Origin of the sequence: Pseudomonas spartinae, from assembly GCF_965197125.1 — a bacterium.
GTDB lineage: Bacteria > Pseudomonadota > Gammaproteobacteria > Pseudomonadales > Pseudomonadaceae > Aquipseudomonas > Aquipseudomonas composti_A.
Genome location: NZ_CBDAMB010000007.1, coordinates 156,705 through 177,541, shown reverse-complemented (window position 1 = coordinate 177,541; position 20,837 = coordinate 156,705). Strand labels below are relative to the sequence as shown.

Below are 20,837 nucleotides of genomic sequence, written 5' to 3'. Positions count from 1 at the left end.
TCCAGCCCCCTCCTGCCTGCTGCTAAAGTGCGTGCCACGTCACATGGTTCAGCTATGCAGTCGGGAGGGCAGCATGTCACTGGATGATCGCAAGAGGGTGGTGTGCCAACACATCGACCTGAGCTGGAACAAGGGCCGCCTGGCCCTGGCCGAACAACTGCACAGTCGCGACTTTCTCTACAAGAGCTCGTTCATCGGGCACCCGGTCGGCAGCGCCGGCTTCGCCCAGATAGTGCAGACCGTCCGCCATGCCATGCCGGACCTGCAGATCATGATCGAAGAGTGCATCGCCGAAGGCTACAAGGTGGTGACCTGGTGCACGCTGATCGGCACCATCCAGAACCCCGCACTGGGCTACCCGCCGAGCGACAAGGTGCTGAGCATCTCAGCGATGGCGTTCTGGACCTTGACGCCTTGTAATGAGATTCAGGAAATCTGCACCATGTTCGACATGGAGAGCTTCCGCGCCCAACTGGGCCTGCAGCCGCGCCCCCTGGCCGAAACAGCCCTGCCCTGAAATGCCAACGACGCGCCGTGAACCATCACGTCGCGCCGTTTTTCATAGCCAAACTCAGCGCCCGGCCTTGGCCTGTTGGTAAAGCGGCATGACCTTGGGAATGGCCGCCTGCAGCGCAGCGATACGGCTGCTGGACGATGGGTGAGTGCTCATGAACTCGGGCGGTGCGCCACCACCGGCAGCCTCCATCTTCCGCCACAGGCTGATGGCCGCATTCGGGTCATAGCCCGCGCGAGCAGCCAACTCCAGGCCGATCAGGTCCGCCTCGTTCTCATTACCGCGGCTGTTGGGCAGCGTCAGGCTGTACTGCACCACGGTATCGGCGAGCGCCATGCCACTCTCGCCGAGGCCGAGCAACGCCCCAGCGCCCTGTTTGGCGACCTCGATACCATAGGCCTTGGACATCGCTTCACGGCTGTGCTCGCGCAAGGCGTGAGCCATCTCGTGCCCCATGATCGCGGCGATCTCGTCATCGGTAAGCTTCAGTTGCTCGATGATGCCGCTGTAGAAAATGATCTTGCCGCCCGGGCCGCAGTTGGCGTTGAGCTCGGGGCTCTTGATCAGATTGACCTCCCACTGCCAGTTGGCGGCATCCGGGCGAAAACGCGGCGCCTGTGGGATCAAGCGACCAGCGACAGTCTGCAAACGCTTGGCATTGGCACTGCTCTTGTCCAGCATGCCCTTGCTCGAGGCCTCGCTCAGGGTCTGCTGATAGGACTGCGCATACATCTGATTGACTTCATCGGCGGACAGCATGCTGAACATGTACTGCTTGCGCTCCACGCCAACCGCACCGCCGCTGGTGGTATTGACCGCCTGGCAACCGCTCAACAGCAGCGCCGCAGCCAGGCCACTCAGATAGAAAACCTTGCTCATCGAGCTATCTCCTTGAATCGGACACCCTATGCTAGCAGCCCGCTGACAACTTACCTACGTTGGCAGTCCCACGTAAAAACAGCCTGACAGCCGCAAACCAACTCGCTTGAGCGTGCCTCGATCAGCAGCAATCAAATGCTCATGCACACGACCCGGGCTCCGCTTTTTCGGCGATTCACGCCTGCCTCGCCCAGACTCTCAGGAGCCGGCCAGACTGCACTCTTGATACGAGCAGCTGCGCCACTTGCGCGATGAGCGCACGCCACCTTCGCTGAATACGACACCAACCTGCTTGTCAGCACCCACCCACTAAGGTTTTCACCTGCCACTGCCGATAGCAGGAGACAGTCGCACTCTGCGTCCGGGAGCCTACATGAAGTTCAAGTCGATCCAGTTTTCCGTCGCATTCCTAGCCGGCGCCAGCGTACTCGCAGTGGTCGTGGCTCTGGTGCTCTACGCCCTGTTCGCCAGCGGCCGAACCCAAAACCTGGTACAGGAGCGCACGCAGAAACTACTGGAGCAAGTCATCGAACAGCGTCTGTCGGCATTGGCTCAGGCGCAGGTCAGCGAAATTCAGCGGGAGCTGGAAGCCCCACTGCAGATCACCGCCGATCTGGCGCGGGTCAACGCCATGCTCGGCATGACCGACACCAACGGCAGCCCGATGCTCAGCATCAGCCGTGAAGAGCTGGCCAATCTGGTACACGAAACCACGGCGCAAAATCCCAAGCTGCTCGGCAGCTATCTGGGCTGGGAGCCGAACGCCTTCGACGCCAGCGATGACATCTATGCCGGCAGCAAGGAAAACGGCTACGACGGCAGCGGCCGCTTCCTGCCCTGGTGGTACCGCAATGCCGACGGCAGCCTGGGCATCGACGCTATCGGCTCGATGGAGAGCGAGAAGCTGCTGCCTACCGGTGTGCGCGAAGGTGAATACTATCTCTGCGCCAAGGAGCGCAAGCGCCCCTGCGTGATCGACCCGGCCCCTTACGATGTCGGCGGCAAGATGACCATGCTCGCCTCCTTCACCTCTCCCATTCTGGTCAACGGCGAGTTCCGTGGCATCGCCGGCGCCGACCTGGCGGTGAATTTCATTCAGGAGTTGCTGGTCAAGGCCGATGCCCAACTCTACGGCGGAGCCGGCGAGATCGCGCTGATCGCCAGCAATGGGCGTCTGGTCGCCTCGACTAAGGCGCCGGACAAACTCGGCGAACCGGCCACCGTTCTGCTCGACGCCAACGAAGTGGCCAATCTCGGCAAACTGCAGCCCGGCCAACCGATTTATTCCATCGATGCCAAGGAAGACCCGGAACACAGTCATATCGAGCTATTTCTCAGCTTCAATATCGGCCAGAGCGACACGCGCTGGGTGCTGATACTGGTGCTACCGCTCAAAGCCGTGATGGCCGACCTGTTCCAGTTGCAGAGCGACCTGACCGCGCAGCGCGACGGCGACACCCTGGGCATGACACTGGTAGGCCTGTTGATCGCCGGTCTAGGCCTGCTGGTGATCTGGTTCGTCGGCTACGGCATCGCCCGCCCCCTGCGGCAGATGGTCGGCATGCTCGACGACATCGCCAAGGGCGAAGGTGATCTGACGGTACGCCTGCAAGTCGATCGCAAGGACGAGCTCGGGCAGATCGCAGCCGGCTTCAATGCCTTCCTGGCCAAATTGCAGACGATGATCGCGTCCGTGGTGACCTCGGTGCAGCAGGTCAGTGACTCCTCCGAGCACACCGCCGACATCGCCATCCGCACCAATCAGGGCGTACAGAAGCAGTTGGCCGAGATCGAGCTGGTGGCCACGGCCGTGCACGAGATGACCGCCACCGCGCAGGACGTCGCACGCAATGCCACCCATGCGGCCGAAGCGGCCAACCACGCCGACCATGCAGCCAATCAGGGCAAGCAGGTGGTACAGCAAACCTCTGCAGCCATCGCTGCGCTGGCCACCGAGATCGGCCGCGCCGTGAGCGTGGTGCAGAACCTGGCCAAGGACAGCGAGAACATTAACGCGATCCTCGTCGCCATTCGTGGCATCGCCGAGCAGACCAATCTGCTGGCGCTCAATGCGGCCATCGAGGCGGCCCGCGCCGGCGAACAGGGCCGTGGCTTCGCGGTGGTCGCCGATGAGGTGCGCAACCTGGCGCAGAAAACCCAGCAAGCCACCGAAGAGATCCAGAGCATGATCCAGCAACTGCAGCAAGGCACACGCGAAGTGGTCAAGGTGATGGAGCAGAGCCAGAGCAAGACCGACGACAGTGTGCAACATGCCAGCCAGGCCGCCCAATCGCTGGAGTCCATCACCCAGGCGGTGTCGGTGATCAACGACATGAACACACAGATCGCCAGCGCGGCCGAAGAGCAGAGTGCGGTAGCCGAGGACATCAACCGCAACGTCACCAACATTGGGCAGGTCGCCAACGACGTGGCAGGCGGTGCCGACGAAGCCAGCCAGGCCAGCGCGCAGTTGACCAAGCTGGCCGAACAGCAGCGTCGCCTGATCAATCAGTTCAAGGTGTAGGGAGCATTCACCTCAGGCAGGCCGCGACGCCGGAGGCGTCAGGCCAAATGCTCCTCCGTCCGGGTGCGCACGGCGTACCTAGGCTGGGGTCAGGCATTCCGGCGCATCGAGCTTCGGATCATTGACCAGGGTCGCCAGGGCGCGTTCTCGCAACGCGACCTGCGACTTGGCCAGTAACGCCGCCAATTGTTCGGGCGTGGTGTCGTCGCTCAACCACAGTGCCCGTTCATGCTCGTCAAGAATCAGCGGGCGACGCAGCGTCGCGGCTTCCTGGGTAATCAACGCCACGCTCAGGTAGTCGTGCCCAGTAACCGGATATACCTCCCACAAGGCGGCGAAATACATCAGCGAGTCGCCGTTGGTCATCCAGTACGGCCGCTTGCGTGTCGCCCCGCGCCACTCGTAGAAGCCGTTGGCCGGCAACAGGGCTCGGCGCAGGCGCAAGGGCTCACGAAACATCGGCTGCTCGCCGAGTGTTTCGGCCCGCGCATGAGCCGGCGTCTTGGACAGATCCTTCAGCCAGGCGGGGGTCAGCCCCCAACGCGCCGCGGCGGCCTGCGGCCCATTCTCGCCTGCGCGCAGCATCAGGACCTGACCGTTGGGCGCCAGGTTCCAGTGCGGCTTCTGATCAGCAGGAAAGCCGGGCAACGCCGCAAAAGCGGGCGACCAGCGGAACAGGGCATAACGTCCACACATGAAACGACTCGACAGGCAGGGGGCACATCAACAGAGCAACACGCCCTGAAAGGACTCTGGCTCATCGCCAGGCACAGGTTGCGCCGTATTGTACTCAGCGATCAACGTACGCGCCTGTTCAGCGTCGCAGTCCGCGACAAGCAAACCGAGCAGGCCACATGCAGGCAGCTCTCCCACGGCACCGACCAGATGCTGACCGAGCAGGTGCGCCTCGACGCCCTCGCTGGCCAGCATATCCACCAGCATCTGACCTTCCAGAAGATTTTCCGGCTCGTAGATTCGCTGCATCAATCGTTCTCCGCGCGTACTTCCAACGCCCACTCGACACCGTCCGTACGCAACTCGAACTCGATCGGCCGGCAACACACCGGGCAATCCTCGATATAGGACTGATCACCGCCCGACAGGTCCAGCAGCGCCTCGGCCGGTTCGCCGCAATAGGGGCAATGATACGACTCGCTTTCCAGCATCGCGGCCTCCTTGTGACTTGGCGTTATAATCGCCGGTCTACTGCTCACCCTGTTAAGCAGACCCCTTTCAACCTTAGCCGTTTTACAACAAGAGAGCATGATGGGCGCATTTGATGCCATCCGACCCTATGCCGATGCAGAAGTACGCCCCGTGCTGGCGCGCCTGCTCGCCGACCCGGCGTTCCTCGGTACCCTTACCCGTTTTCGCTTCCCACGACTGGCCAGCCCGCTAGGCTGGCTGCTCAAACCGCTGATCGCCGCGCGGCTGCGCAGCGAATTCGCTAGCATCGACTCGGTCAACAAGCTGCAGGAAAAGATCGAGCCCTACATCGACCGTACCATCGAGCATGCCAGTGACGGCATCAGCTACTCCGGCCTGGAGCACTTGCAGCCGGGCAAACCCTATCTGTATCTGGCCAACCATCGCGACATCGTCATGGATCCGGCCTTCGTCAACTACGCCGTCTACCATGCCGGCCTGCAGACACCGCGTATCGCCATCGGCGACAACCTGCTGCAGCGCCCCTTCGTCAGCGACCTGATGCGCCTGAACAAGAGCTTCATCGTGCACCGTTCGATCAGCGGGCGACGCGAGAAGCTGGCGGCCTATCAGTTGCTTTCGGCGTACATCAATCACTCGATCTGCGAAGACGGCGAATCGATCTGGATCGCCCAGGCCGAAGGCCGCGCCAAGGATGGGGACGACCGCACCGATTCGGCCATCCTCAAGATGTTCCACATGAGCCGCAAGGACGAGCCGTTCGCCGAGGTCATCGACTCGCTGAACCTGGTGCCGGTTTCGATCAGCTACGAGTACGATCCCTGCGACCTGGCCAAGACCCGCGAGCTGAGCATACGCGCCGCCACCGGCAACTACACCAAGGCACCAGGCGAGGACGACGCCAGCATCGCCCTGGGCATCACCGGTTATAAAGGACGCGTGCACCTGCACTTCAGCCCGCCGATGGCCGGCCTGGAAGATACCAAGCAACTGGCGCAGGCGCTGGATCGCCATATTCTCGGCCAGTACCGCCTGTTCCCCGTCCACTACCTGGCCTACGCCATGTGGGAAGGCCGCGAGAGCGAGCTGAACGTGCCGGCGGCAAGCGAGGTATTCCCCGAGGCAGAACTGGCTGCGGCCGAAGCGCAGTGGAACAAACGCCTGGCAGCCTGCAGCGCCGAAGAAAAGCCGTTTCTGATCCTGCAATACGCCAATCCGGTACGTAACCAGTATCGAATCAAGGCCGGCTTGCCCCTCTAAGCGCTCCGCTACAAACCAAAACGGCAGCCACCAGGGCTGCCGTTTTTGTTAATCGCTCAAGCGTCAAAGCCGCGTGCTGAACCAGGACAGCAACAACGCAGCTCCCAAGCAAAGGGCGCCAAAGCGATAGAAGAAGCGATTGATACGCCAGGTGCGCTCGTCCAGCACCTCAGCCTCATACAGCGCCCCCTGCGCCATCACTCGCGCCATCCCGCGCTGCTCGCGCAGTCGGGTCATCAGACACAACCAGGCACCCGCCAGGGAAAAGAACAAGGCCAGCGAATTCACCGCCCCGGCCGGGTGGGCGACGAACAGTGACCACAACACCTGCAGCGACATGCGACACCTCGAGTACAGCATGGTGCAGCAGCCCCGCCACTGCACCAGAATGGGGAATTCAGCTGAAAAGTACGCTTCTCAGCCAGCGAAAAGTCGTTGCGCAGTGTACTGAAACCCATCTTTTATAAGGTTCGTTTCCGACGAACGCAGCTCTCTATCCCGAAATCGTCTGAAAACTGTCATATGCCTGGCCTAGGGTTTGTATCTCTCAGAGTGACCAAACAGTCACCGCTGTTGCTGGAGCCAAACCTCAATGTCCCTGGAGGACCTGCCATGCTCAATTCACAACCGCTGGATCGCGACTACCTGATCGACTCGCTGGATGAAGTGGACGCCGTGGTCGATGAACTCTCCTTCAACGTGCAGGACCAGCACTGGCTGGTGTACTGCGCCCTCGGCGGCCATGAGCACTACGACCTGCCGGATATCGACAACCGCACCGGCATGAGCCTGCCGGAGTTCTACGCCGAAGCGGCCTGAAGGCCTGAGACAAATGAAAACGCCCCGCAATGCGGGGCGTTTTTTTAACAGCGCGACGGCTTACTGAAGCAGAACCTGGCCAATGGTCGGGTCCTTGAACGCACGGGTCAACGCGTCGCTGAGCACATCGCTCACCAGCTTGCTGTTGGTCCGCTGATTCGGAGCAGTGCCGAAACGCTGGTTCAGCGAGGCACCGTAACGACCGGTATAACGGCGGCTGCTGCCCTGCACGTCGGCGCGAATGGAGGCAGAGATATCCGCCTCGGTGACGTACATCCCTTCTTTGGGCGACTGATACTTCAGGTCCGCCAGGGTGATGGTCAGTTGCGGAGCGTTATAGGCGTTGGGCGACGGGGTGAAGCCGAGCAAACGGACGGCGGCTTCGGCCTCGGCCTGCAATTTGGGCAGCACGTATTCGGGGCTGACGCTGATGGAGCTGGTTTCCGGATACAGGCCGCCGCGCGTGCCCAGTACCGGTGAAGAGCGACCATCGACCACACGCACCACCACCGGCTGGCCCTGCCCGACTGGCGTCAGCGAGCTGGTGAGCTTGGGTTGCGGGGTGAGTTGCTGAGGGCTGAGGGCGCAACCGGCCAGAGTCAGGCTGGTGGCAGCAAGCAAGGCGATCAACGCACGGTGCAGCATGCTCATCTCTCCGAGTGAGTTAGAAGTGGCCGGCAGTATACCCAGCGCGGCCTTGGGCCGACAGGGGCGCTGCATAGGACAGCCCGCCCACGCCTGCGGTTCCTGTCATCAGGCTGTCACCGCCCCCTGGCATAAAGGCGACAGTCCCCCGCTGGAGCCTTCGCCATGCTTTTGCGCCGCCTGTTCAGCCGCCCTCGCCCGATGCGCCATTTCGCCCTGATCGATGATCGTGGGCGTTGTTGCGCGCTGCGCCAGATGCAGGAACACCCGACCCAGGCGGGCTGGGTGGAAGTTCGCGAGCCAAACGTCTCCTGGTTGGGCGCCCCCCTGCCCGCCGGCGCCCGCATCACGCCGGTCGTCACACACGCATCGACCGTTCGCCCGTTGGCGGCCTGACCGGCGGAAGAATAAAAGTCACGCAGGGGCGATCAATTTCCCCTCATTCACCGTTATAATCGCGCCCCGATTATAAGGACGTCTCCTGATCGGGCCGCACGACCTCGCCGATGCAACGTCATCGCCCCGCCTCAGAGAGTCGCCCACTTCGAGCTGCCGCTTCCGGCTAGCCGCTTTCCGCCCATATGCAGAGCCAATGGCAGCCATGCAGTGCATGACTTGCACGGGAGAAAGCGTGCCGAGGCAGTCGAGCTTTTGAGGTTCACCGCTCCAAAAGAGCGTGAAAAAACGGTTTTTACAACTTCACAAGAGTGTGGCGAACAGATGAACAGTTTTGCGTCCGCAAACCCCAGCCTTGACCCTCACCGCCGAACGACGGGGCATCACGCCTGAGTCTGCCGGTATCGCCCTGAAAGGCCGAACGGCCGCCCATCTGGTGCAGTTTTTCTTGGAGAGAGGTTAATGGCGCACAACGATTCCCAAAGCGTAGATGTGGTGCTGGTAGGCGCCGGCATCATGAGCGCGACCCTGGGCGTACTGCTCAAGGAACTCAACCCCGAAATCACTCTGGAAGTGATTGAGCTGCGCGAGTCCGGCGCAGTGGAAAGCTCCAACCCCTGGAACAACGCCGGCACCGGTCACGCCGCGCTGTGCGAGCTGAACTACACCCCGGAAGGCGCTGACGGCAGCATCGACATCAAGAAGTCGGTGAACATCAACGCCCAGTTCGAGGAGTCCAAGCAGTTCTGGGCTTACCTGATCGAAAAAGGCGCGATCAACTCGCCGAAGACCTTCATCAATCCGGTCCCGCACATGAGTTTCGTGCGCGGCAACAGCGGCATCGCCTTCCTCAAGAAGCGCTTCGAAGCCCTGCGCCAGCATCACGCCTTTACCGAAATGGAATACACCGAGGATCGCGCCACCATCGCCGAGTGGGCGCCGCTGTTGATCCCGGGCCGCGACAGCAGCGAGCCGTTGGCGATGACCCGCGTACACGCGGGTACCGATGTCAACTTCGGTGCAGTCACCGAGCAGATGCTCGCCTACCTGACCACCCAACCCAATGCCAAGGTCACCTGCAACCAGAAGGTCACCGACCTCACGCGTGACGGTCAAGGCTGGCTGGTGACTATCAAGGACACCCGTTCCGGCGCCACGCGCAAGCTCAAGAGCAAGTTCGTCTTCCTCGGTGCCGGTGGCGGCGCGCTGCCCCTGCTGCAACTGTCCGGCATCCCCGAAGGCAAAGGTTTCGGCGGCTTCCCCGTGAGCGGCCAGTGGCTGCGCTGCGACAATCCGGAGATCGTCAAGCTGCACCAGGCCAAGGTTTACAGCCAGGCTGCGGTGGGCTCGCCGCCCATGTCGGTACCGCACCTCGACACCCGCGTGGTGGACGGCAAGAAATCCCTGCTGTTCGGTCCTTACGCCGGCTTCACCACCAAGTTCCTCAAGTACGGCTCGTTCCTTGACCTGCCGCTGTCGGTACGCCCCAACAACCTCGGCCCGATGCTGGCGGTGGCGCGCGACAACCTGGACCTGACCCGCTACCTGATCAAGGAAGTGATGCAGTCCGAGGAACAGCGCCTGAACACCCTGCGCGGCTTTTACCCCGAAGCCAAGGCCGAGGACTGGCGCCTGGAGGTGGCTGGCCAACGCGTGCAGATCATCAAGAAGGACGCCAAGAACGGCGGCATCCTGCAGTTCGGCACCGAACTGGTAGCGGGCGCGGACGGCACCATTGCCGCCCTGCTCGGCGCCTCGCCGGGCGCGTCGGTCACCGTGTCGATCATGCTCGATCTGCTGCGCCGCTGCTTCCCCGAGCAGACCAAGAGCGAGGGCTGGCAGGCCAAGCTGAATGAGATCTTCCCGGCCATGGCCGACGTGCTGTCCCACGACGCCGAGCGCTATCGCCAAGTACAGGCGCAATCGAACCAGCGCTTGCAACTCGATACGCCCAGCGCCTGATCGTCAGCCATGAAAAACCGCCCCTCGGGGCGGTTTTTTGTGGGCGCTGATCGGCTTATTGCTGACCCCATGGCAGGATCGGGATGGCCGTTACCGCATTCTGCGGGCTGCCTTCGATCACCCGGTCGCTGTAGACCAGATACACCAGCGTATTGCGCTTGCTGTCGAAGAAGCGCACCACCTGCATGGTCTTGAACACCAGCGAGGTGCGCTCCTTGAACACCTCCTCGCCGTCCTTGAGCTTGGCTTTGAATGCTATGGGGCCGACCTGACGGCAGGCGATGGAGGCCTCTGCGCGATCCTCGGCCAAGCCCAGACCACCCTTCACGCCACCGGTTTTGGCACGCGACAGGTAGCAGGTCACGCCCTCCACCTTGGGATCATCGAAGGCCTCGACGACGATCTTGTCATTGGGACCGACCCACTTGAACACCGTCGACACCTCGCCGATGGTTTCGGCCAGCGCCAGACTGGGCAGCACCAGCAGGCTCAGCACACATCCCTTGAACAGATTCATCGCACTCTCCTTTCGCATTCAAACCAGGATCAGATTATCCCGGTGCACCAGTTCGGGCTCATCCACGTAGCCGAGCAGCTTCACGATGGCATCGGATGGCTGGCCGATAATCTTCTGCGCCTCCAGCGCACTGTAGTTGACTAGGCCGCGGGCAATCTCGCGACCGTCAGGCGATACGCAGACCACCATCTCGCCACGACGGAAACTGCCCTGCACCGCCTTCACGCCCACCGGTAGCAGGCTCTTGCGGTCCTGGCTCAGCGCCTTCACCGCGCCAGCGTCCAGCACCAGGGTGCCACGGGTCTGCAGGTGGCCAGCCAGCCACTGCTTGCGCGCCGCCAGCAGGCCACGCTCGGGCGCCAGCAGCGTGCCCAGGCGCTCACCGCCCCTGAGGCGAGCCAGCACCTGCTCGATGGCGCCGCCAACGATCACGGTATGCGCGCCGGAGCGCGCAGCCAGACGCGAGGCACGCAGTTTGGTCTGCATCCCACCACGGCCCAGCGCACCGCCCACACCACCGGCCACGGCATCCAACGCCGGGTCATCCGCGCGGGCTTCGGAAATCAGCTCGGCATCGGGATTGTGGCGCGGGTCGGCGTTGTACATGCCGTCACGGTCGGTGAGGATCACCAACAGGTCGGCCTCGACCAGGTTGGCCACCAGCGCGGCCAGGGTGTCGTTGTCGCCGAAGCGGATTTCATCGGTGACCACGGTGTCGTTCTCGTTGATCACCGGGATCACGTCGAGATTCACCAGCGTGCGCAGAGTGCTACGGGCATTGAGGTAGCGCTTGCGGTCAGACAGGTCGTCATGGGTCAGGAGGATCTGCGCGGTGCGCATGCCATGCTCGGCAAAGCTCGACTCCCAGGCCTGCACCAGCGCCATCTGGCCGATGGCGGCAGCAGCCTGCAGCTCGTGCATCGCGCTCGGTCGACTGGTCCAGCCGAGACGGCTCATGCCGGCCGCCACCGCGCCGGAGGACACCAGCACCAGCTCCACGCCCTGCTCACGCAGCGCCACCATCTGCTTGACCCACACGGCCATGGCCGCACGATCCAGGCCACGCCCATCGGCGGTCAGCAGCGCACTGCCGATCTTCACCACCCAACGCTTCGCGCCGGTCACCTTGTCACGCATGATCTTCCAACCTTAGCCAGAAAACGATGGGGTCCACCCCACCTACAAAAACGCCGCAATTAAGCGGCGTTGAAAATTTGCTTAATCCCGGACGTAAATGATTTCCGGGCCATCGTCGTCTTCATCGTCGAAGAAGTCATCATCTTCGTCGATGTCATCGACGCTGCGCACACCGGACTTGCGCAACGCACGCTGGTCGTCCAGCGCCTGCAGACGGGCACGCGCCTCGTCCTCGATGCGCTGATCCAGATCGGCCAGCTCCTCGGCGAACACCGGGTCCTCGGCGATACGCTCGGCGCGCACTTCCAGGTAATGCATGATGTCGCGGCTGATGCGCTCGGTACCGTCGCGGCTGATTGCAGAAACCACGTAAACCGGGCCCTGCCAGTTCAGACGGGCAACGATATCGGCCTTGCGCGCTTCACGCTCGTCCCCGGGCACCTGGTCCATCTTGTTCAGCACCAACCAGCGATCACGCTCGGCCAGCGCCGGGCTGAAACGGCCCAGCTCGTCGATGATCACCTGCGCCGCCTCGGCCGGATCGCTCTCGTCCAGCGGCGCCATGTCCACCAGATGCAGCAGCAGACGAGTACGCGCCAGGTGCTTGAGGAAGCGGATACCCAGACCGGCACCATCGGAGGCGCCTTCGATCAGCCCCGGAATATCGGCGACCACGAAGCTCTTGAAGCGGTCGACACTGACCACGCCCAGGTTCGGCACCAGGGTGGTGAACGGGTAATCGGCGACCTTCGGCTTGGCTGCGGAAACCGCGCGAATGAAGGTGCTCTTGCCGGCGTTGGGCAGGCCGAGCAGGCCGACGTCGGCCAACACTTTCAGCTCCAGCTTGAGGTCGCGCGACTCGCCCGGTTTGCCCGGCGTGGTCTGGCGCGGCGCACGGTTGGTACTGGACTTGAAGCGGGTGTTGCCCAGACCGTGCCAGCCGCCATGCGCGACCATCAGACGCTGACCGGCCTTGACCAAATCACCGATCACTTCCTGGGTCGCGACGTCGATCACCGTGGTGCCGACCGGCACCGGCAGGATCAGATCTTCGCCCTTGGCGCCGGTGCAGTCGGTGCTGCCGCCCTTCTCGCCATTCTGCGCGTTGAATTTGCGGGTGTAGCGGTAGTCGATGAGGGTGTTGAGGTTCTCGTTGGCCTCGAGGAACACCGAGCCGCCGTCGCCACCGTCACCGCCGTTGGGGCCACCCTTTTCGATGAACTTCTCGCGGCGGAAGCTCATCATGCCGTTACCGCCGTCACCGGCTTTTACAAAAATAGAAACTTCGTCGACGAATTTCATGGATATGCCTCCCGCGTCATCTGCGGGCTGGGGGAACGCTTGCCGGATCATCCAGAACTAGCGGATCTGGCAAGCGAACCAAAGATACACAAACGAAAAAAACGCCTGGAGCGTTTTTAACGTCGCCTGCGACGGCCCGCAGGGTTGCCGCCATGAATGGCGGGCCAATAAAAAAGCCCCGTCCTACGGACAGGGCTTTTCCAGCGCGCAGGCGATTAGGCCTGAACGACGCTCACGTAGCGACGGCCGAAAGCGCCCTTCACTTCGAACTTGACCACGCCTTCGACTTTAGCGAAGAGGGTGTGGTCTTTGCCCATGCCCACGCCGAAACCCGGGTGGAACTCGGTGCCGCGCTGACGAACGATGATGTTGCCGGCCTTGATGACCTGACCACCGTACATTTTCACGCCAAGGCGTTTACTTTCGGAATCGCGGCCGTTACGGGTAGAACCGCCAGCTTTTTTGTGTGCCATGAGTCAATACTCCTATAAAGGGATCGGGGCCGACGAATCAGGCCTGGATACCGGTGATTTTGATCTCAGTGAACCACTGACGGTGGCCCTGACGCTTCATGTGGTGCTTACGACGGCGGAACTTGATGATGCGCACTTTATCGTGACGACCTTGCGACACGACTTCGGCAACCACTTTAGCGCCGTCTACAACCGGAGCGCCGATCTGAACGTCGTCGCCATTGCCGATCAGCAGAACGCGATCGAAAGTCACGGCTTCGCCGGTGGCGACTTCGAGCTTCTCGATCTTGAGGAATTCGCCTTCGGTGACTTTGTATTGCTTGCCACCAGTAACAATTACTGCGTACATGGTAAATCTCCGTTGATCCTGCTCACCCAGCGCTTTAGAAAAGTCGTTATTGGCTGGCATGGCTGCTTGGGGCCGGAAGTGACACCCTTGCAATTGCGTAAGGCAGGGAAATGCCCAGGGGGAAGTTCAGGGTGCGCGATTGTACGCAAGCACCGAACGCTTCGCAAGGGCCACAGGCACTTGCCTTGACAGCCCCTACCCCGCCACCTAGCATGCCGCGCAACCTCAAAGGAGCACTAATCGCCGATGCAACCTCAGGCTTTCTACCGCGTGGTAGCGGACGATTTCACCGCCGTCGATGCCATCATCCGTCAACAGGTGGTCTCGCGCGTGCCGCTGGTGGAAAAGATCGGCGACTATATCATCTCTGCTGGCGGCAAGCGCCTGCGCCCGCTGCTGGTGTTGCTGAGCGGTCGTGCGCTGGGTTATCAGGCCGATGACCTGCGCCTGCTGGCCGCCACCATCGAGTTCCTGCATACCGCCACCCTGCTGCACGACGACGTGGTCGACATGTCCGACATGCGCCGTGGCCGCAGCACCGCCAATGCCCAATGGGGTAACGCGCCAAGTGTGCTGGTGGGCGACTTCCTTTATTCACGCTCGTTCGAAATGATGGTCGAACTCGGCTCCATGCCGGTGATGAAGATCCTCTCCAACGCCACCCGCGTGATTGCCGAGGGCGAAGTGCTGCAGCTGTCCAAGGTGCGCGATGCCAGCACCACGGAAGAGACCTATATGGAGGTCATTCGCGGCAAGACCGCGATGCTGTTCGAGGCCTCCACTCACGCCGCCGCAGCGCTGGCCAGCGCCAACGAAGCGCAGCGCGAAGCCCTGCGCACCTTCGGCGACCACCTGGGTATCGCCTTCCAACTGGTCGACGACCTGCTCGACTACAAGGGCGACGCCGCCGAGCTGGGCAAGAATGTCGGCGATGATCTCGCCGAGGGCAAACCGACCCTGCCACTGATCTACACCATGCGCGAAGGCAGCGAAGAGCAGGCTGCACTGGTGCGCCGAGCGATTCAGAAAGGTGGCATCGAAGACCTGGAAAGCATCCGCGCCGCCGTGGACGCCGCTGGCGCTCTGGACTACACCGCACAGCTCGCTCGCGACTACGCCGAGCGCGCCATCGCCTGCCTGGAAGCCCTGCCAGCCGGTGAGTATCGCGACGCCCTGATCGAGCTGAGCCGTTTCGCTGTCGCGCGTACGCACTAAGCCTGACAAGACCAGACAGGTAGCCCGGATGCAGTCCGGGGGGCGGGTTTACGGGATATAGCCATTCCCGGATTACATCCGGGCTACGGGCTCGCGATACACCGCGCTGGCAAAACAAAAACGCCCCGAACCAGTCGGGGCGTTTTTCATTTCAGCGCAGCAGATTACAGACGCAAGCCGCCGTCCAACTCCAGAATACGACCGGTGTAGTAGTCATTTTCCAGAATGTAGGCCACCGAGTGGGCGATCTCGGCCGGCTTGCCCATGCGCTTGAGGGGAATACCCGAGGTCATCTTCTCCAGGGCTTCCGGCTTCATGCTGCCGGTCATCTCGGTTTCGATGAAACCCGGCGCCACGCCCGCGACGCGAATACCGTAACGCGCCAGCTCCTTGGCCCAGACCACGGTGTCAGCAGCGACGCCGGCCTTGGCAGCCGAGTAGTTGGCCTGGCCCATGTTGCCCGCGCGGGAAATGGAGGAGATGTTGACGATCGCGCCCTCGTTATTCAGCTCGATCATCTTCGCCGCCACTTCACGGGTGCAGAGGAACACGCCGGTCAGGTTGACGTCGATCACCGCCTGCCACTGCGCCAGACTCATCTTGGTCATCTCGCCATCCTTCACGCGGATGGTCAGGCCATCGCGCAGGATGCCCGCATTGTTGACCAGGCCGTTGATGGCGCCGAAGTCATCGGCGACCTGGGCAACCATATGCGTGACCTGCTCTTCATCGGCGACGTTGCACAGATAGGCTCGAGCGTCGCCACCGGCAGCCTTGCAGGCGGCCACGGCTTCGTCGAGTTTTTCCTGGTTCAGATCGACCAGCGCCAGCTTGGCACCCTTGGCCGCCAGGTACTCACCCATGGCGCGGCCCAGTCCCTGACAACCGCCAGTGATGATGATGACTTTGTCTTTCAGTTGCATCGCTTTATCCCCTCAAGGTGCAGCATTTTCCGACCCCGCAGATGCCCGCTAACCGCTATGCTAGGGCGTCTGTCCGTTTCTGACGGATTCTTTGCGAGGAGTCATAAGGTGAGCGTGAAAGCCGGCAAGCATGCACGAGAATTGCTGCTCAAGGAATACCGTGGGGTGCTCAGCACCCACTCCAAGGCCATGCCGGGTTTCCCTTTCGGATCGGTGGTGCCCTACTGCCTGGACGCCGAGGGCCGGCCGCTGATCCTGATCAGCCGTATCGCCCAGCACACCCATAACCTCGGGCAGGACGCCAAATGCTCGCTACTGGTCGGCGAGCGTGGCGCAGAGGATGTGCAGGCGGTCGGCCGCCTCACTTTGCTCGCCGAAGCACGACAATTGCGTGACGAAGAGCAAATCGAAGCGGCCGCACAACGTTATTACCGCTTTTTCCCCCAGTCGCGCGACTACCACCGGGCGCATGACTTCGACTTCTGGCGCCTGGAGCCGGTGCGCTGGCGCTTCATTGGCGGCTTCGGCGCCATTCATTGGCTCGACCAGGTCGCCCTGGCCAACCCCTTTGCGACGGACGGCAGCGAAGCGAGCATGGTCGAGCACATGAACGAAGACCATGCCAAGGCCATTGCCCATTACGTCGAATTGGCCGGATTGCCTCAGCATGAGCCGGCACAGATGGTCGGCGTCGACCAGGAAGGCTTCCACCTGCGCATCGGCCAGAGTCTGCATTGGCTGGCGTTTCCGGTACCCTGCAACAACCCGGGACAGGTACGTGAAGCCCTGGTGACACTGGCTCGCGCCGAGAGCTGGCCGACCGACGGCGCCCCTTAAGCTTGAATTCAGGCCACGGCCCCATACTTTATTCCTACTGGAAGTCCACTTCCGCCAAGGACCCACTGAAATGCGCGCGTTTTTGTTTCTCTTCCTGCTGTTCCCGATCATCGAACTGGCATTGCTGATCAAGGTCGGTAGCGCCATTGGCGTGCTGCCCACCCTGCTGCTGATCATCGGCACTGCAATTCTCGGCAGCATTCTCCTGCGCGTCGCCGGGGTTGCCACGGCCTGGCGCGCGCGGGAAAAACTCGCTCGCGGCGAGCTGCCCGAGCAGGAGATGCTCGAAGGCCTGCTGATCGCCGTCGGTGGTGGCCTGCTGCTGCTACCGGGTTTCATCAGCGACATCTTCGGCGTGCTCTGCCTGATTCCTTTCACGCGACGCCTCATGGTCGGCAAGATTCGCCGCCGCGCCGAAGAACAAGCCCTGCGCCAGCGCGCCTTCTTCGATGACCAGGCGGCCCGCTCCGGACAGACCCGCCCAAACGTCCTCGAAGGCGAATACGAACGCCGCGAATAGGCATGCTCAACAATACTTGCCGGCGATCACCTCGAAGCCTGATCGCCGGTAGCCACAGCCTGCATGTGCCCCCCCCCCGCATAGGGCCGGCATCGGCCCGCCACCTGTAATTCCCCCCTTCTCCCGCGCAAAAAATTTCACTGCCGCCCCTTGAAATACCCTTGCCCGCCCACATGTACCAGTCACCGCAAGGTGCCTGCCCATCGAGGCAGTCCAACTTTCGCGGTGCGCCCAGCGTGCCGCGCCCGGCCTCGCCGGATTTTACAAACCCGCCGACCAAGCAAGAGTCGGCAAGTTGGCCATTCAATTGTTAGGAGAGATCGACAATGAAGCTTCGTCCTCTGCATGACCGCGTCGTGATCCGTCGCAGCGAAGAAGAGACCAAAACCGCAGGCGGCATCGTGCTGCCGGGTTCGGCCGCCGAGAAGCCGAACCAAGGTGAAGTCGTTGCCGTCGGTACCGGTAAGGTTCTGGATAACGGCGAAGTCCGTCCGCTGGCCGTCAAGGTCGGTGACAAGGTGGTATTCGGCCCGTACTCCGGCAGCAACACCGTCAAAGTCGACGGCGAAGACCTGCTGGTAATGGGCGAGAACGAAATCCTCGCTGTCGTCGAAGCCTGATTCCCACGAATCTCCGTTTAACCTTCAAGAATTTGAGGTCTGATCAACATGGCTGCTAAAGAAGTCAAGTTTGGCGATTCCGCCCGTAAGAAAATGCTCGTTGGCGTCAACGTACTGGCCGACGCCGTCAAAGCCACCCTCGGCCCGAAAGGTCGTAACGTGGTTCTGGCCAAATCCTTCGGCGCCCCGACCATCACCAAAGACGGTGTTTCGGTCGCCAAGGAAATCGAACTGAAAGACGCCTTCGAAAACATGGGCGCCCAACTGGTGAAAGACGTTGCCTCCAAGGCCAACGACGCTGCCGGTGACGGCACCACCACCGCTACCGTTCTGGCTCAAGCCATCGTCAACGAAGGCCTGAAGTCTGTCGCTGCCGGCATGAACCCGATGGACCTGAAGCGCGGCATCGACAAGGCCACTAGCGCCATCGTCGCCCAGCTCAAAGAGCTGGCCAAACCGTGCACCGACTCCAAGGCCATCGCCCAGGTCGGCACCATCTCCGCCAACTCCGACAGCTCCATCGGGGACATCATCGCCGAAGCCATGAACAAGGTCGGCAAAGAAGGCGTGATCACCGTTGAAGAAGGCTCGGGCCTGGAAAACGAACTGTCCGTCGTAGAAGGCATGCAGTTCGACCGCGGCTACCTGTCGCCGTACTTCATCAACAAGCCGGACACCATGGTCGCCGAGCTGGAAAGCCCGCTGCTGCTGCTGGTCGACAAGAAGATCAGCAACATCCGCGAACTGCTGCCGGTTCTCGAAGCCGTTGCCAAAGCTGGCCGTCCGCTGCTGATCGTGGCTGAAGACGTCGAAGGCGAAGCCCTGGCTACCCTGGTCGTCAACAACATGCGCGGCATCGTCAAGGTTGCAGCCGTCAAGGCTCCGGGCTTCGGCGACCGTCGCAAGGCCATGCTGCAGGACATCGCCATCCTGACCGGCGGCACCGTGATCTCCGAAGAAGTTGGCCTGTCCCTGGAAAGCGCCACTCTGGAGCACCTGGGTAACGCCAAGCGCGTCGTCCTGAACAAAGACAACACCACCATCATCGATGGTGCTGGTGCCCAGGTCGACATCGAAGCCCGCGTTGCGCAGATCCGCAAGCAGGTCGAAGAAACCTCTTCCGACTACGACAAAGAGAAGCTGCAAGAGCGTCTGGCCAAGCTGGCTGGCGGTGTTGCCGTGATCAAGGTTGGCGCTGCCACCGAAGTCGAGATGAAAGAGAAGAAAGCCCGCGTTGAAGACGCCCTGCACGCTACCCGCGCTGCTGTGGAAGAAGGCGTGGTGCCTGGCGGTGGCGTTGCCCTGGTGCGCGCTCTGCAGGCCATCGATGGCCTGAAAGGCGACAACGAAGACCAGAACGTCGGTATCGCTCTGCTGCGTCGCGCCGTCGAAGCGCCGCTGCGTCAGATCGTTTCCAACGCCGGCGGCGAGCCGAGCGTAGTGGTCGACAAGGTCAAGCAGGGTTCGGGCAACTTCGGCTTCAACGCCGCGACCGACACCTACGGCGACATGATCGAGATGGGCATTCTCGATCCGGCCAAGGTCACCCGTTCGGCTCTGCAAGCAGCTGCCTCCATCGGTAGCCTGATGATCACCACCGAGGCCATGGTTGCCGACGCGGCTGACGACAAGGCTCCGGCCATGCCTGACATGGGTGGCATGGGCGGTATGGGTGGCATGGGCGGCATGATGTAAGCCGACCGGCTCCCAAGCAGGAAAAAAGAACCCCGCGCCAGTCGCGGGGTTTTTTATTTGCGCAAGAAAGTGATACCGCTCGGAAACCCCGTGGACATTTCCTGTGGACTCGGGAACGTTGTTTGCTTATGTTTTGTTACAAGCTTGAACGACGCAGTACCGTTCACGAGACGAGTGCGGCGCAAACCCACCAATAGAAGAAGAACAACAACATGGCCCTATGCAGCACGAGCGAAATCCCTCAGCAGGCATTCCAGCAATGGTGGCAACAGCAAGGCGACTGGGTCGAAGAACCCAACGTTCGTCGCGGCGGTAAAAGCGGCGTGCAACGCCTGCTGGATGCAAACGGCGTGCTCTACGCCAAGAAACAGATCGGCCACATCTATCGCAGCCTGCTGCATCCGCAGGGGCGCCCCACCGTCTTGCGCGAACGCAAAGCCTTGCAGGCGCTGCCCTCTCTAGGGGTGCTGGTACCGAAAATGATCTATTGCGGCATCGACTACGATGCCCAGGAAGGCTGGCGCGGCCTGCTGGTCACCGAGGCCCTGGAAGGCTTCGAGAACATCGAGCACTGGTATGAGCAAGGTGGCCGGCAAGCCTGCGGTGAAGCCGTACACAACCAGCTGCTGCAACTTGTCGGTGTCACGCTGGCGCGCATGCACCTGGGCCGCTGGCAGCACGGCTGCCTGTATGCCAAGCACATCTTCGTACGCGTTGACGGCGAAACACCGCAAGTGGCCCTGCTGGATCTGGAGAAAAGCCGTCGTCGCCTGACCCGCGTCCAGGCCGCCCAGCACGACCTGCCCCAGCTGCGCCGCCACAGCCCCTGGTGCGACGCAGACTGGCAGCAACTGCTGCAAGGTTATCGCCAGGTCTTCGCCGACGGCGCCAAGGGCCTCGGCACAGAGCTTGCCTAGGTAAACGACTGCCGGCCCTGCACCGGTAGTCTTGTATCGGCAACATCCGTATCCCCCCACCAGGAAGTGGCTCTAGCGCGCGCCTTTGCGCCGGGCAAAGAGTGAGTCTGCAGGTGACTGCAGCTGCCAGGACCGGCCGTTACAGGGCGCCATCACGGGCACCTAA

The 20,837-nt window shown here is 62.0% G+C and carries 24 protein-coding genes and 1 pseudogene; 13 read left to right on the top strand and 12 right to left on the bottom strand.

Translation table 11 applies throughout. The annotated features are described in order from the left end of the window. Nucleotides 1-73 precede the first annotated feature (73 nt). Nucleotides 74-517, top strand: a complete 444-nt coding sequence (locus tag ACN8M7_RS16655) for an ester cyclase (RefSeq protein WP_061240954.1) — start codon at nt 74-76, stop codon at nt 515-517. A gap of 54 nt (nt 518-571) precedes the next feature. On the opposite strand, the gene ACN8M7_RS16650 is transcribed toward ACN8M7_RS16655, so the two are convergent. After that, a complete protein-coding gene (locus ACN8M7_RS16650) occupies nt 572-1,393 on the bottom strand; it encodes a M48 family metallopeptidase (RefSeq protein WP_061240953.1) in 822 nt (273 codons plus the stop codon). 373 nt (nt 1,394-1,766) lie between these two features. On the opposite strand from ACN8M7_RS16650, the pseudogene ACN8M7_RS16645 reads away from it, so the two are divergent. Together ACN8M7_RS16645 and ACN8M7_RS16640 are read left to right on the top strand one after the other, a co-directional pair. Beyond that, nucleotides 1,767-3,059, top strand: a pseudogene (locus ACN8M7_RS16645) (methyl-accepting chemotaxis protein); the annotation flags it as partial. Nucleotides 3,060-3,074: 15 nt separating this feature from the next. Next, on the top strand, nt 3,075-3,917 hold the full coding sequence (locus tag ACN8M7_RS16640) for a methyl-accepting chemotaxis protein (RefSeq protein WP_490261561.1): 843 nt from the start codon (nt 3,075-3,077) through the stop codon (nt 3,915-3,917). Between the two features lie 78 nt (nt 3,918-3,995). Here ACN8M7_RS16640 and ACN8M7_RS16635 read toward each other — a convergent pair whose 3' ends face one another. The 3 genes from ACN8M7_RS16635 to ACN8M7_RS16625 are packed head-to-tail and all read right to left on the bottom strand — an operon-like array spanning nt 3,996 to nt 5,083. After that, the gene (locus ACN8M7_RS16635) at nt 3,996-4,613 is read right to left on the bottom strand and encodes an SOS response-associated peptidase (RefSeq protein WP_490261494.1); all 618 of its coding nucleotides are present in this window, start codon (nt 4,611-4,613) and stop codon (nt 3,996-3,998) included. 27 nt (nt 4,614-4,640) lie between these two features. Then, nucleotides 4,641-4,901, bottom strand: a complete 261-nt coding sequence (locus ACN8M7_RS16630) for a putative signal transducing protein (RefSeq protein ID WP_490261493.1) — start codon at nt 4,899-4,901, stop codon at nt 4,641-4,643. Continuing rightward, nucleotides 4,901-5,083, bottom strand: a complete 183-nt coding sequence (locus tag ACN8M7_RS16625; protein ID WP_061240949.1) for a CPXCG motif-containing cysteine-rich protein — start codon at nt 5,081-5,083, stop codon at nt 4,901-4,903. The genes ACN8M7_RS16630 and ACN8M7_RS16625 overlap by 1 nt, the downstream gene beginning before the upstream one ends. Before the next feature lie 97 nt (nt 5,084-5,180). Here ACN8M7_RS16625 and ACN8M7_RS16620 point away from each other — a divergent pair, with 97 nt between their 5' ends. Beyond that, nucleotides 5,181-6,344, top strand: a complete 1,164-nt coding sequence (locus tag ACN8M7_RS16620) for a 1-acyl-sn-glycerol-3-phosphate acyltransferase (RefSeq protein WP_490261492.1) — start codon at nt 5,181-5,183, stop codon at nt 6,342-6,344. A gap of 63 nt (nt 6,345-6,407) precedes the next feature. Here ACN8M7_RS16620 and ACN8M7_RS16615 read toward each other — a convergent pair whose 3' ends face one another. Further along, nucleotides 6,408-6,683, bottom strand: a complete 276-nt coding sequence (locus ACN8M7_RS16615) for a hypothetical protein (protein ID WP_490261491.1) — start codon at nt 6,681-6,683, stop codon at nt 6,408-6,410. A gap of 273 nt (nt 6,684-6,956) precedes the next feature. Between ACN8M7_RS16615 and ACN8M7_RS16610 the strand changes: the two genes are divergently transcribed. Then, on the top strand, nt 6,957-7,163 hold the full coding sequence (locus ACN8M7_RS16610; RefSeq protein ID WP_004424534.1) for a hypothetical protein: 207 nt from the start codon (nt 6,957-6,959) through the stop codon (nt 7,161-7,163). A 60-nt stretch (nt 7,164-7,223) separates the two neighbouring features. Here ACN8M7_RS16610 and ACN8M7_RS16605 read toward each other — a convergent pair whose 3' ends face one another. Next, complete coding sequence (locus tag ACN8M7_RS16605) at nt 7,224-7,808, bottom strand: YajG family lipoprotein (protein WP_061240946.1); 585 nt, start codon at nt 7,806-7,808, stop codon at nt 7,224-7,226. A gap of 165 nt (nt 7,809-7,973) precedes the next feature. Here ACN8M7_RS16605 and ACN8M7_RS16600 point away from each other — a divergent pair, with 165 nt between their 5' ends. Together ACN8M7_RS16600 and mqo are read left to right on the top strand one after the other, a co-directional pair. After that, nucleotides 7,974-8,204 carry a hypothetical protein gene (locus tag ACN8M7_RS16600; RefSeq protein WP_490261490.1) on the top strand — a complete coding sequence of 77 codons (231 nt, stop codon included), beginning with the start codon at nt 7,974-7,976 and terminating at the stop codon, nt 8,202-8,204. Nucleotides 8,205-8,666: 462 nt separating this feature from the next. After that, nucleotides 8,667-10,166 carry a malate dehydrogenase (quinone) gene (gene mqo, locus ACN8M7_RS16595; protein ID WP_490261489.1) on the top strand — a complete coding sequence of 500 codons (1,500 nt, stop codon included), beginning with the start codon at nt 8,667-8,669 and terminating at the stop codon, nt 10,164-10,166. Between the two features lie 55 nt (nt 10,167-10,221). On the opposite strand, the gene ACN8M7_RS16590 is transcribed toward mqo, so the two are convergent. The 5 genes from ACN8M7_RS16590 to rplU all read right to left on the bottom strand — a co-directional run bounded on the left by ACN8M7_RS16590 (nt 10,222) and on the right by rplU (nt 13,944). Then, nucleotides 10,222-10,683 (bottom strand): CreA family protein, encoded by a 462-nt coding sequence (locus ACN8M7_RS16590; protein WP_490261488.1) that lies wholly within the window; start codon nt 10,681-10,683, stop codon nt 10,222-10,224. An 18-nt stretch (nt 10,684-10,701) separates the two neighbouring features. Continuing rightward, entirely contained in the window at nt 10,702-11,820 is a 1,119-nt protein-coding gene (gene proB, locus ACN8M7_RS16585) for a glutamate 5-kinase (protein ID WP_061240942.1), read from the bottom strand. A gap of 81 nt (nt 11,821-11,901) precedes the next feature. Further along, nucleotides 11,902-13,122 (bottom strand): Obg family GTPase CgtA, encoded by a 1,221-nt coding sequence (gene cgtA, locus ACN8M7_RS16580; protein ID WP_490261487.1) that lies wholly within the window; start codon nt 13,120-13,122, stop codon nt 11,902-11,904. Between the two features lie 215 nt (nt 13,123-13,337). After that, complete coding sequence (gene rpmA / locus ACN8M7_RS16575; RefSeq protein WP_061240940.1) at nt 13,338-13,595, bottom strand: 50S ribosomal protein L27; 258 nt, start codon at nt 13,593-13,595, stop codon at nt 13,338-13,340. A gap of 37 nt (nt 13,596-13,632) precedes the next feature. Further along, nucleotides 13,633-13,944, bottom strand: coding sequence for a 50S ribosomal protein L21 (rplU, locus tag ACN8M7_RS16570; protein WP_004424548.1), 312 nt, complete (start codon nt 13,942-13,944; stop codon nt 13,633-13,635). A 246-nt stretch (nt 13,945-14,190) separates the two neighbouring features. Here rplU and ACN8M7_RS16565 point away from each other — a divergent pair, with 246 nt between their 5' ends. Then, nucleotides 14,191-15,159, top strand: coding sequence for a polyprenyl synthetase family protein (locus ACN8M7_RS16565; protein WP_490261486.1), 969 nt, complete (start codon nt 14,191-14,193; stop codon nt 15,157-15,159). A 164-nt stretch (nt 15,160-15,323) separates the two neighbouring features. On the opposite strand, the gene ACN8M7_RS16560 is transcribed toward ACN8M7_RS16565, so the two are convergent. Then, on the bottom strand, nt 15,324-16,082 hold the full coding sequence (locus ACN8M7_RS16560; protein ID WP_490261485.1) for an SDR family oxidoreductase: 759 nt from the start codon (nt 16,080-16,082) through the stop codon (nt 15,324-15,326). A gap of 108 nt (nt 16,083-16,190) precedes the next feature. On the opposite strand from ACN8M7_RS16560, the gene ACN8M7_RS16555 reads away from it, so the two are divergent. From ACN8M7_RS16555 to ACN8M7_RS16535, 5 genes are all read left to right on the top strand, one after another. Beyond that, entirely contained in the window at nt 16,191-16,919 is a 729-nt protein-coding gene (locus tag ACN8M7_RS16555) for a HugZ family pyridoxamine 5'-phosphate oxidase (RefSeq protein ID WP_061240937.1), read from the top strand. Nucleotides 16,920-16,989: 70 nt separating this feature from the next. Continuing rightward, nucleotides 16,990-17,439 carry an FxsA family protein gene (locus tag ACN8M7_RS16550; RefSeq protein WP_061240936.1) on the top strand — a complete coding sequence of 150 codons (450 nt, stop codon included), beginning with the start codon at nt 16,990-16,992 and terminating at the stop codon, nt 17,437-17,439. 326 nt (nt 17,440-17,765) lie between these two features. Continuing rightward, entirely contained in the window at nt 17,766-18,059 is a 294-nt protein-coding gene (locus ACN8M7_RS16545) for a co-chaperone GroES (RefSeq protein ID WP_017675400.1), read from the top strand. A 48-nt stretch (nt 18,060-18,107) separates the two neighbouring features. Then, nucleotides 18,108-19,754 (top strand): chaperonin GroEL, encoded by a 1,647-nt coding sequence (gene groL, locus ACN8M7_RS16540; RefSeq protein ID WP_490261484.1) that lies wholly within the window; start codon nt 18,108-18,110, stop codon nt 19,752-19,754. A gap of 212 nt (nt 19,755-19,966) precedes the next feature. Then, nucleotides 19,967-20,671 (top strand): lipopolysaccharide kinase InaA family protein, encoded by a 705-nt coding sequence (locus ACN8M7_RS16535; RefSeq protein WP_490261483.1) that lies wholly within the window; start codon nt 19,967-19,969, stop codon nt 20,669-20,671. The last annotated feature ends 166 nt before the right edge of the window (nt 20,672-20,837 follow it).